The organism is Shewanella sp. 1180_01, assembly GCF_052850535.1.
The window spans coordinates 73,252-85,045 of the sequence record NZ_VXCT01000010.1 but is presented as its reverse complement, the minus strand read 5'-3'; the positions used below and the strand labels follow the sequence as shown (position 1 = coordinate 85,045).

General features: G+C 49.9%; 8 protein-coding genes. 1 reads left to right on the top strand and 7 read right to left on the bottom strand.

Features of this window, described 5'->3' with window-relative positions; genetic code table 11:
- Positions 1-84: 84 nt before the first annotated feature.
- From fdhE to hutC, 7 genes are all read right to left on the bottom strand, one after another.
- Positions 85-990 carry a formate dehydrogenase accessory protein FdhE gene (gene fdhE, locus FW758_RS08115; RefSeq protein WP_446445126.1) on the bottom strand — a complete coding sequence of 302 codons (906 nt, stop codon included), beginning with the start codon at positions 988-990 and terminating at the stop codon, positions 85-87.
- Positions 990-1,631, bottom strand: coding sequence for a formate dehydrogenase subunit gamma (locus FW758_RS08110; RefSeq protein WP_006084873.1), 642 nt, complete (start codon positions 1,629-1,631; stop codon positions 990-992). Before FW758_RS08110 ends, fdhE begins: the two co-directional genes overlap by 1 nt.
- A complete protein-coding gene (gene fdxH / locus FW758_RS08105) occupies positions 1,628-2,539 on the bottom strand; it encodes a formate dehydrogenase subunit beta (RefSeq protein WP_446445125.1) in 912 nt (303 codons plus the stop codon). Before fdxH ends, FW758_RS08110 begins: the two co-directional genes overlap by 4 nt.
- 2 nt (positions 2,540-2,541) lie before the next feature.
- Positions 2,542-5,556 carry a formate dehydrogenase-N subunit alpha gene (fdnG, locus tag FW758_RS08100; RefSeq protein WP_012586399.1) on the bottom strand — a complete coding sequence of 1,005 codons (3,015 nt, stop codon included), beginning with the start codon at positions 5,554-5,556 and terminating at the stop codon, positions 2,542-2,544.
- A 680-nt stretch (positions 5,557-6,236) separates the two neighbouring features.
- The gene (hutH, locus tag FW758_RS08095; protein ID WP_446445124.1) at positions 6,237-7,778 is read right to left on the bottom strand and encodes a histidine ammonia-lyase; all 1,542 of its coding nucleotides are present in this window, start codon (positions 7,776-7,778) and stop codon (positions 6,237-6,239) included.
- A gap of 52 nt (positions 7,779-7,830) precedes the next feature.
- Positions 7,831-9,498 carry a urocanate hydratase gene (gene hutU, locus FW758_RS08090; protein WP_446445123.1) on the bottom strand — a complete coding sequence of 556 codons (1,668 nt, stop codon included), beginning with the start codon at positions 9,496-9,498 and terminating at the stop codon, positions 7,831-7,833.
- A gap of 154 nt (positions 9,499-9,652) precedes the next feature.
- A complete protein-coding gene (gene hutC / locus FW758_RS08085) occupies positions 9,653-10,360 on the bottom strand; it encodes a histidine utilization repressor (RefSeq protein ID WP_263202574.1) in 708 nt (235 codons plus the stop codon).
- A gap of 173 nt (positions 10,361-10,533) precedes the next feature.
- On the opposite strand from hutC, the gene hutI reads away from it, so the two are divergent.
- Positions 10,534-11,760: an imidazolonepropionase gene (gene hutI / locus FW758_RS08080; RefSeq protein WP_446445122.1), complete on the top strand. Its 1,227-nt coding sequence runs from the start codon at positions 10,534-10,536 to the stop codon at positions 11,758-11,760.
- Positions 11,761-11,794 lie beyond the last annotated feature (34 nt).

Sequence of the window (11,794 nt, the reverse complement as noted above, 5' to 3'; positions counted from 1 at the left end):
TTTAAGTTATTGCCATCTGTTGGATAAAAAGCAGGAAGGGATCAGCAACCCGACTCCCTCCTGCATTGACTTAAGCTATTTGGCTTACGTGGTTTCGTGGGCCAGTAGCAGTGGGTTCAATGTTGTCGCCCCAAAGCCTTTGGCATTTAGCTCACTGTCTAACATCAAGGTCGCAAGATCGTCAGCCGCCACATCCATAGAAGGTGACATTTCAACAAACATCATCTTGGTGTAGCCATGACATTCATCGCAGCTTTCGATCCGCACTTGAGCTTGAGCATCATCCAGCGACCAAATCGTCATCTCTTTGTCCTGACCGCAACTGGTGCAATGGGCGCGAATGTAATGCCACTCGCTTTCACACAAACTGCAATGCAGATAGCGCAAACCAGCACGGGGCTGATCGACAATCACGCTAGCCACGGGATGACATCCACATACGGGGCACATACTCTGTTGCGCCACCTTACGTTGATCCATCCGCTTGATGACCATAGGAGCCCAATGCGACCAATAAACGCCCATCGCCGCCCAGATGAATAAACTAAAATGGGCTGGCACTTGACTGACATGCCCTTGGCGCAGTGAACGCCCCCACGAACTCAGTTGCTCGGGAGATTGCTGCATCAGCAAACGCACTACCCGAGCAATGGATTCATCCACCTGCGGCAACAAATCACTTAACAGTTGCTGTAGCAGTCCTTGCCAATAACTATCTGCCTCTGAGCCCAACAGAGAAAGCGGAGTCGCCTCATCTTTCCCCCAAGCGAGAAGCTGACCGAAGTCAGCCTCCTCCGCCAATTTGGCCTGTATCGAGACCAGACGGCGGCACAGCTCAAAGTAGTCAGCCAGCGGCGAGTCCTTGGCCAATGACAGCAAACGATGCGCCCTTCTGTGATACACAGCTTGGGGATCTGCCGCTTTTAACGGTTTTAGTTCCAGCGGCGATTCGCTGCCGGGGACCAGAGGTATCTCGGCTGTATGACTCATTATTTTTTCTCCACGTCCGAATGTTCATCCAACATCACTGGGTGATGTTTACGGCACCAAGCCTTAGAGACTTTGCCGTAAAGCATGCCCGTTACCGACCCTTCCACCCACGTCGCCATCCAGAAATGCACCATCACAAAAATCAACATGATGAGCGCACAAATGGCGTGTAACAGAATGGCCCAACCCACCACAGTGGCGGAGAAATAAGGCGCAAAATAAGGCTGCCACATGATGATCCCCGTCACGGTTAAAGTGACAGACGTCAGCACGAAGGCGCGAAACAATACCTTTTGCCCCGGGTTGTAATGGCCGATAGGCGGGATTTTCTCCTCGTTCTCGAACATCACATCCTTAATGGCGAGCATCCAAGCGAGGTCGTGCTTTTCCCATTTGTTGTGTTTGTAGTAACGCACCAACATCAACATCAGCGGTAGACACATCATCAAGCCCGCAATGGGATGAATGAACTTCGCCAATTGCGGTGTGCCCGCTATCGCCCCCAACCATTGAAACGACGGATAAAAGAAGGAAAAGCCAGTGAGAAAGGTCACTAGGCCAACTGCTACAATGAACCAATGACAGATGCGATCGAACAGCTTGTGACGCACTATCATTTCTTGCTTATCATGCTTGCTCATTTGTCGCCCTCCTCTTCCTGCTTAGCCTCTTCCTCTGGCGGTTGATAACCCGGCTGGTCCTCTTCCACTATGTTGCGACCGACGGTGATCTTATGCAGACAAGCGACAGCGGCAGTGGCAAGAATGCCCATAGTGCCTAAAGGTTTGACCCAGTCTTGCCACAGAGTCAGTGACAGCGGGATCTGCGGGTTATCAGGCATGTTGTAGCTTTCGGGCTGATTGATATCGTGCAATATCATCATCATACCCGTACCACCTACGCCCTCAGGGTTATAAAGTCCTGCCTTAGCAACGCCCCTTTCCTTCAGTTCTTCGACCCGTTTTTGCGAGTAAAACAACATGTCCTCACGGGTGCCAAAACGCAGCGCCCCTGTGGTACAGGACTTAACACAGGAAGGTTCCAATCCCACGGCTAAACGGTCAGAGCACATAGTGCACTTGTAGGCCTTGTTGTCCTTAGGATCGATTTTGGGCACATCGAAGGGACAAGCACTGGCGCAATAACCGCAGCCGATACACTTGTCCGAATCGAAGTCCACCACACCATTGGCGTGCTGGATAATCGCGCCCGAGGTCGAACAAGCAGTTAAGCAGGCAGGGTCGGCACAATGCATACAGGCCGAGTGGGTAAATTGCCAACGCAGCTTGTTGCTTTCCATCACCTCATGGAACTCCATCAGGGTCCAACATTGGCCCGATAGCGACATAGGGTTTTGGTAACTACCTTGGAACGTGCCCACTTCTTCCCGTAAATCATTCCACTCAGAACACGCCACTTGGCAGGCTTTACAGCCATTACACTTAGTGGCGTCGAACAGCTTGGCGACCTTTTCTGACGAATTACGCCCCTTTGCCGCAGGCGTCACCGCTGAAGTACCGGAGCGGCGGATAATGTCTTGTGATGCCATAATCAGAGCCCCTTCGCTTTAGTGATGTTAACCAAAAATGCTTTGAACTCAGGCACCTGTGTATTTGCATCTCCCACTTCCGTGGTGAGCACGTTACAGGAGTAACTCTTACGAGTGAGCGCATTATGGCTGCCGTGACGGGGTAACCCGACGGTATGAACTAACTGACCATTCACCTTTAACGGCTGCAGACGTTTAGTCACTAAGGCTTTGGTTTCAATGCTGCCACGTTTAGAGCTGACAGTGACCCAATCCCCATTGGCGATACCTTTTTCTGCTGCCAACATTTCATCAATTTCGACGAAGGTTTCCGGCATAGAAATCGCTGCCAAACGGGCATGAGTAGACCAGAAGTTAAAGTGTTCAGTTACACAGTAAGTGGTTGCCACATAAGGGAAGTCTTTATGGGAACCTAAGGTTTCCTTCACACCCGGTAACATGCGTACCGCAGGGTTACTGGTGACCTTGTGTAACGGGTTCACCCCAATAGGCGACTCCATCGGCTCGTAGTGCTCAGGGAACGGACCTTCGGCCAACAACTTAAGGGCAAAGAAACGACCCACACCTTCGGGTTGCATGATGAAGGGACCTGCGGATTCCTGTGGTGTTAACTTCATATTGAAGTCGCCCACATCGATACCATGCCACTTACCATCAACCCACTCGACGATAGTACGTTTAGGATCCCAAGGTTTGCCGTTGATATCGCAAGAAGCGCGGTTATACAGCACACGACGGTTGGCTGGCCACGCGAATGCCCAGCCCGGAGTGACACCTTTACCCGAAGGATCATGGTTGTCGCGGCGAGCCATCAAGTTGCCCTCTTCGGTCCAAGAACCCGCATAAATCCAGCAGGCGCTAGCAGTACTACCATCAGCTTTGAGTTCAGAGAAGCTACTGAGCTGACGCTGAGTCACGAGATCCTTACCGTTAAGCTCACGAGCAACTTCTTCGGCATGCGGCGAGTAAGGATTATGGTAATCCCAACTTATCGCTTGCACTGGCTCAGGCAATTTACCACCCTCTTGCTTATACAGTTCACGCATGGCCATTAAGACACCAGAGAGAATCTCAGCATCTGGCTTGGCTTCACCCGGCGGGTTAGCGCCCTTCCAATGCCACTGCATCCAACGTCCAGAGTTGACGATGGAACCTTCTTCTTCGGCAAAACACGTCGTCGGTAAGCGGAACACTTCAGTCATGATTTCAGCGGGATTCACCTCGTTGAAGCCATCGGCGTTTTGCCAGAAGGTTGCGGTTTCCGTTGCCAAGGCATCCAGCACCACCATGTACTTAAGATTACTCAGAGCTTTGAGTACCTTATTGCGGTTCGGCATGGAATTAATGGCGTTAACACCTTGGATAATGTAGCCATTCACTTCACCGTGGAAAGCCATGTCTAAGTGTTTAGTAAAGTCGTACTGCTTATCCCACTTAGGTACCCAGTCATAACCAAAGTCATTTTCAACCGTGGCGTTATCGCCCCAAAAGCTCTTCATTTGCGAAATAAAGAATTTAGGGTAATTCTGCCAATAGTTGGTTTGACCCGGACGCAAGGCGACAGGCGTGTAACGATCGAGATAGGTCTTAAGATCAGTGTCTTTTTCACTCGGTAACTTTAAGTAACCAGGCAAGCTTTGGCACAATAAACCCATATCGGTCGCGCCTTGCACGTTAGAGTGACCACGCAGTGCGTTAACGCCACCGCCCAACACCCCAATGTTACCCAGCAACAACTGCACCATAGCCATAGAGCGAATGTTCTGCGCCCCTTTAGTATGGTGAGTCCAACCTAAGGCATACATAAAAGTGGCGGCCCTATCGTGGGTATGAGTGCTGCCAATTTGCTGGCAAACCATCTCATAGTCCGGAATCGGCGTACCGGTAATATTGCTTACTGTTTCAAAGTCATAGCGATCTACATGTTGCTTCATTAAGTTCCACACGCAACGTGGATGCTCGAAGCTAGGATCGACTTTCGCGTAACCCTGTTCGTCTAACTCGTAGTACCAAGACTCTTTATCGTAGCTATCTGTTTCTTCATCGAAACCACTGAACAGACCTTCACTAAAAGAGAAATCTTCGCGCACTATGTAACTGGCATTGGTATAAGCCTTCACATAGTCGTAGTTCACTTGTTTGGTTTCAATAAGATAGCGGATCACCCCGAGCAGGAAGGCGATATCTGTGCCCGAACGGATCGGCGCATAATAATCGGCCACAGCGGCGCTACGGGTGAAGCGAGGATCGACCACCAAAAGTTTAGCGTTGTTATGTTGCATTGCTTCTGTAACCCAGCCGAATCCGACAGGGTGAGCCTCTGCAGCATTACCGCCCATGATAATGATCAAATTAGAATTTTTAATATCGATCCAGTGGTTGGTCATGGCACCACGTCCAAATGTCGGAGCAAGACTTGCTACCGTTGGAGAGTGTCAGTTACGCGCAATAGTATCGATTGCAACTAGGCCCAGTGCCCGTGCAAATTTCTGGGTGATATAGCCGCCTTCGTTCGGCATCGCCGACGAGGTCATCATCCCAGTGCTAAGCCAACGGTTAACCGTCGTCCCGGCAGAATTCTTTTCAATCAAGTTAGCATCACGATCATCTTTCATCAGGCGGGCGATGCGTTGGTAAGCTTCGCTCCAGCTGATACGTGTCCATTCATTGCTACCTGGTGCACGGTACTCTGGGTATTTAAGACGATTGGGACTATTGACATAATCCACTAAACCAGCGCCTTTAGGACACAAGGCCCCACGGTTGACTGGATGGTCTGCATCCCCTTCGATATGGAAAATACTCTGTTCGGCGTTCTTGCCATTACTTCCTTTGCTGTACATCAGCAATCCGCAACCCACTGAGCAATAGCAGCAGTTATTGCGGGTTTCTTTCGCGCTAATGAGTTTGAATTCCCGAACGGCCGCATAGGCCTTTTCGGACATCAATCCCAACGCAGAAATTGCTGAGGTGGCAGCTCCGGCAGCACACAGTCTAAAAAACTGGCGTCTGTTCATTGCGTCCTCTCACACTCTTGTCGTTATGAGTCTAGTGGTTGCTGTGGTAAAGATTGCAACCGATCGAGTGGGCCCACTTAAAGACCACACTTAATTTAAGATTATCCTTAAAGAGGAAATAGATAACAAATAATGACATGAGATCGAGATCGCAAATAACCAATCGCAAAACTTAAATCTAAATAAATAAATAATATTGAAATTAAAAACTTTAAATAATGTAAAAAACACCTATTTAAAGAGTTAAAGCCCAATAATACCAAAAGGACAATTTGTCTAGCAATGCAGGTCCATATTGTCCCACAACCTAACCATATGGTTATTAAAAATAGTTTTAGATATTAAAATGTGTATAACGATGGCGGATAAAAACACAAAAGTGACGGTTTATTGAGGGGTAAGTAGCCACTGAAATTGACAATGTAAAGATCAGCGCAAAAAGTGCAGAGTCTGCGGTGTTAAACACACCAAAAGGGCAAAGATGAGGATCGAGCTAAAAAGGCAAAACACTCAAGAAAAAGGCATAAGCAATCCACTTATGCCTTCGTTTTGTTTTATTTCAGCAGTTATGTTTAGCAAATTGGGGAGTGAATCCTGAGTATTTCAGCAAAAGCGCTCCAATGCACCCAACCCAACCGAGTCAACATCGGCTTAGTCGTTACACACAAGAGCTAAAGCGCTTAAAAGCTCACTAGCGTTCCTGCTGGCAGGTAAGCGTTAAAACTCGCTATATATAACAGGTCTGTCGCGGCTTCGATATCTGGTGCGAAGTACCTGTCTTTATCGTAATAGGCGACGACTTCACGCAATTCGGCTTTGGCCTTAGCCACCGCAGTACTTGGCGCTAAAGGTGCGCGGAAATCTAAACCCTGCGCCGCCGCTAACAATTCAATTGCCAGTACACCACGAGTGTTTTCACTCATATCGCGTAAACGACGGGCCGCAAAAGTCGCCATAGAGACGTGATCTTCTTGGTTAGCCGATGTTGGTAAACTATCTACCGATGCTGGATGGGCGTAGGTTTTGTTCTCAGACGCTAAAGCTGCCGCTGTCACTTGAGCGATCATAAAGCCTGAGTTCACGCCGCCGTTTTTCACTAGGAAAGGCGGCAGTTTCGACAGGCTAGAATCGATTAACAGTGCGATACGACGCTCGGCAATAGAACCCAGTTCGGCAATCGCAATCGCCAGATTATCCGCCGCCATAGCCACAGGCTCAGCGTGGAAGTTACCGCCCGAAATGATATCGCCCGTGTCTTGGAACACCAGTGGGTTATCGGTTACGCCATTGGCTTCAGTGCCTAACACATCGGCCGCGTGACGAATTTGCGTTAAACAAGCGCCAAGTACCTGTGGCTGACAGCGTAGTGAGTAAGGATCTTGCACCTTTTCACAGTTTGCATGGCTCACGCTGATCTCAGACTCTTCGCCCAATAGATGACGGAAAATCATGGCCGAATCGATTTGACCTTTCTGACCACGGGCCGCATGGATACGTGGATCGAACGGGCTACGACTGCCCATCGCCGCTTCGACGCTCATGGCGCCGATCACTGAACTTGCTGCGAACAAGTCTTCGGCGTGGAATAACCCTTCCAGCGCTAGCGCAGTCGAGGCTTGTGTGCCGTTAAGCAAAGCGAGCCCTTCTTTAGCCGCTAAATCGATTGGCTTAAGGCCGGCGATTTCTAAACCTTCGGCGGCAGAAATTAACTCACCTCGATAGCTCATCTCGCCTTCGCCCAGCATAGGCAGACACATGTGCGCCAGTGGCGCTAAATCGCCCGATGCGCCCACTGAGCCTTTTTCTGGCACGCAGGGATACACTTCGGCGTTCACTAAACGGATTAAGAAGTTAATCACTTCTAAACGAATGCCAGAAAAACCACGGCTTAATGAATTGATTTTTAACACCATCATCAAGCGCACTGTGGCGTCTTGCATGTATTGGCCCGTACCAGCGGCGTGCGACAACACGATTGAGCGTTGCAGCAATTGCAGATCTTCGGGCGCTATCTTGGTATTGGCCAACAAGCCAAAGCCCGTGTTGATGCCGTAAACGGTGCGGCCTTCATCCAACACTTTTTGCACGATTTGCGCACTGGTGTTGATATCAGTAATCGCCTCTGGTGCGAGTTCCAGTGTCAACTTATGACGGCTGATTTCGCGCAATTGCGCTAGGCTCAAACTGCCCGGCGTTAACACTAAGTGATTCACAGATTTCATATTTTTAGCTCCAAGCTTTTAGTTATTATTGTTATTGAGTCGTTAGCATCGGTTAGTCTTGCATAGGTAAATCGAGGCCCTGCTCCTTGGCGCAGTTTTTCGCAATCTCGTAGCCCGCATCGGCATGACGCATCACGCCTGTCGCTGGATCGTTCCACAACACGCGGCCAACCCGTTTTGCCGCCGCATCTGTGCCGTCACACACAATCACCACACCCGAATGTTGGCTAAAGCCCATGCCAACGCCGCCGCCGTGGTGCAGCGACACCCAAGTTGCGCCACTGGCGGTGTTGAGTAGTGCATTCAATAATGGCCAATCGGATACCGCATCTGAGCCATCCAGCATAGATTCGGTTTCGCGGTTCGGGCTGGCAACAGAGCCAGAATCTAAGTGGTCGCGACCAATCACCACGGGCGCCGACAACTCACCATTTTTGACCATTTCGTTAAAGGCTAACGCTAAACGAGCGCGATCTTTCAAACCGACCCAGCAAATACGCGCAGGCAGACCTTGGAAGGCGATGCGCTCACGCGCCATGTCTAACCAATTGTGCAGGTGTGGATTATCTGGGATCAGTTCTTTGACTTTAGCGTCAGTTTTATAGATATCTTCAGGATCGCCAGATAACGCCACCCAGCGGAACGGGCCAATACCTTCGCAGAACAGCGGACGAATATAAGCAGGTACAAAACCAGGGAAATCAAAGGCGTTTTCAACACCCATTTCAAACGCCATTTGGCGAATGTTGTTACCGTAATCTAAGGTAGCTGCGCCGGCAGTTTGCAAATCGAGCATGGCTTGTACTTGCACCGCCATCGAGGCTTTTGCGGCTTTCACTACGCCCGCTTCGTCGGTTTTACGCATAGCAGCGGCCTCTGCCATAGTCCAACCCTGCGGCAGATAACCGTTTAATGGATCGTGGGCCGAGGTTTGGTCGGTTACGACATCAGGTGTAACGCCGCGCTTAACCAGTTCGGCAAACACATCGGCGGCGTTCGCCAGTAAGCCCACAGATACAGGCTTGCCAGCTTGGTTTGCCGCTTCAATCATCGCCAATGCTTCATCGAGCGAAGTGGCTTTTTTGTCGACATAACGAGTGCGCAAACGGAAATCGATGCGGGTCTCGTCGACTTCACAGGCTAACACAGAGAAGCCCGCCATAGTGCCCGCCAGCGTTTGCGCGCCGCCCATGCCACCTAGCCCGCCAGTGAGGATCCATTTGCCTTTGGAGATACCATCAAAGTGCTGTTTCGCTACAGAAACGAAAGTCTCGTAGGTGCCTTGAACTATGCCTTGAGTACCAATGTAGATCCACGAACCTGCGGTCATCTGGCCGTACATGGCCAAACCTAGCTTATCTAACTCGTTGAAATGCTCCCAGTTAGCCCAATGTGGCACTAGGTTTGAGTTAGCGATTAACACGCGCGGCGCATCGGCGTGGGTGCGAAATACGCCCACAGGTTTGCCCGATTGCACTAATAAGGTTTCGTCATCTTCGAGGCGTTGTAAGACTTCGATGATTTTGTCGTAGCAATCCCAGTCGCGGGCGGCGCGGCCGATACCACCATAGACGACTAAGTCTTCTGGGCGCTCGGCGACATCGGGATGTAAGTTGTTCATTAACATACGCATTGGCGCTTCTGTGAGCCAACTCTTACAGCTTAATTGTGTGCCATGCGGTGCAATAATGCGGCGGCTTGGGTCGTGGCGCTTATCCATTGAATTTTCCTCTTTCAACCTGTGGTGCTAACTCGTATTCGCTAAGTCGCTAATACGGGTTAGCACTATTGTTTTTATTGTGTTTTTATCTTTTAACTTATAAGGGTACAGCTATCAAAGTTATTGATTTACATTGTTAATAACGCCACTGGCGTTACTTACTAAAAGTTAAGTGGCCGCCGAGTTTAAAGCGGCTACCTGGGTGAACTAATTTTGCGAAACTCACGACGCCTTGGCGTGACCAAGTGCGGCGTAAAATCTGTAAACAGGGCTCAGTGGCGGGGATTTCGAGCCTTTGCTGTAATTCTTCACTGGCGATAATCGCTTCAATCGTGTGATGCGCCTCGGTCAGCGGTGCCACTTGGGACAAATATTCGTGGGGTGTCTGCTGGGTAAAATCCTGCAATAAATAATCGGGCACCAACTCGGGATTCACATAACGCTCTTCGACTTGCAACGGTAAGCCCTGCTCGCAATGCACTAAGATCGAATGGAATACTGTCGCACCGTGCTCAAGTCCAAGGGAAATTGCGATACTCGTACTCGCCGCGACTTGCTCTAACGCCCATTGCTGTACGCTATAGCCGTGGCCGCGGTCTTTTATCTCATCGGCAATATTGCGGATCGCCAACATAGACGACTGGGATTTACACCCTGCGACGAAGGTGCCTAGCCCTTGAGAACGCTCAAGCACACCGCTATCCGTCAGCTCGGTTAGCGCACGTCGCGCCGTCATTCGGCTGCAGGTAAACAAATCGGCAAGCTGATTCTCAGAAGGCACGCGAGCATGCTCTTCCCACTCACCCGACTCGATAGAGGAGATAATGTATTGCTTAATTTCTGCAAACTTAGGAGTAGCCAAAACATTTCCTCAATATAAAGCGCTAGAATCTAGGTACTATTCACTCTTTCAAACGTTCAAAATTGCGGCTACAATCCTAGCTTGTATATACAAGTAAATACAAGCCAGCTCACATAAATTTAATAAACCGTTAATCACTTGGTTAACATCTGCCAGCACAGCGAGGGGAATACATGTCTTGGGATCAGGTTTGGATAGACGTTAACTTAGCCACAATGGACCCTTCCGTATCAGCACCTTATGGTGCGATCACCAACGCGGCCATCGCAGTAAAAGATGGCAAAATTGCTTGGCTTGGCCCCCGCAGCGAACTGCCCGCCTTCGATGTTTTGTCAATTCCCGTTTACAGGGGCAAAGGCGGTTGGATCACCCCAGGATTAATTGACGCCCACACCCACTTAATCTTTGCCGGTAATCGCGCCAATGAATTTGAGTTACGCCTACAGGGCGCCAGTTACGAAGAAATTGCTCGTGCAGGTGGAGGTATTATTTCAACCGTTAAAGCTTGCCGCGAAGCGGATGAAGCAGAATTATTCGAACTGGGTCGCCAGCGCTTAAACGCGCTCGCCAAAGAAGGGGTGACTACGGTTGAGATCAAATCAGGTTACGGCTTAGATACAGAAACTGAATTGAAAATCCTGCGTGTCGCCCGCGAGCTCGGCAAGCATCACCACGTAGATGTGAAGACCACATTCCTTGGCGCCCATGCTATTCCGCCTGAATATAAAGACAACAGCGACGGCTATGTCGACTTAATTATCAATAAGATGCTGCCCGCAGTGATCGCCGAAAACCTTGCCGATGCGGTGGATATGTTCTGCGAGAATATCGCCTTTAATCTTGAGCAAACCGAACGGGTACTCAGCGCAGCCAAAGCGGCGGGCTTAGAGATTAAACTCCACGCCGAGCAGCTAACCAATATGGGCGGCAGCGCACTGGCCGCACGTCTTGGCGCTAAGTCTGTGGATCATATCGAGTACTTAGATGAAGCAGGCGTTAAAGCCTTAAGTGAAAGTGGCACCTGCGCCGTACTGCTGCCGGGCGCATTTTACTTTTTGCGGGAAACCCAAAAACCACCTATCGATTTACTGCGCCAATACGACGTACCTATGGTGCTCGCCAGTGACTTTAATCCTGGTTCATCCCCCATTTGCTCAACCCTGCTGATGCTGAATATGGGCTGCACCCTATTCCGCTTAACACCAGAAGAAGCCCTAACAGGACTCACCTTAAATGCCGCCAAAGCACTAGGAATTGAAGACACGGTTGGCAGCTTAGTCGTTGGCAAACAAGCCGATTTTTGTCTGTGGGATATCGCCACGCCTGCACAACTAGCCTATTCCTACGGCGTGAATCCCTGCAAAGATGTAGTAAAAAACGGTAAGTTAGTTCATCAATAGAATGCGCGTACTCGCCGCAAATGTGCATAAGTAG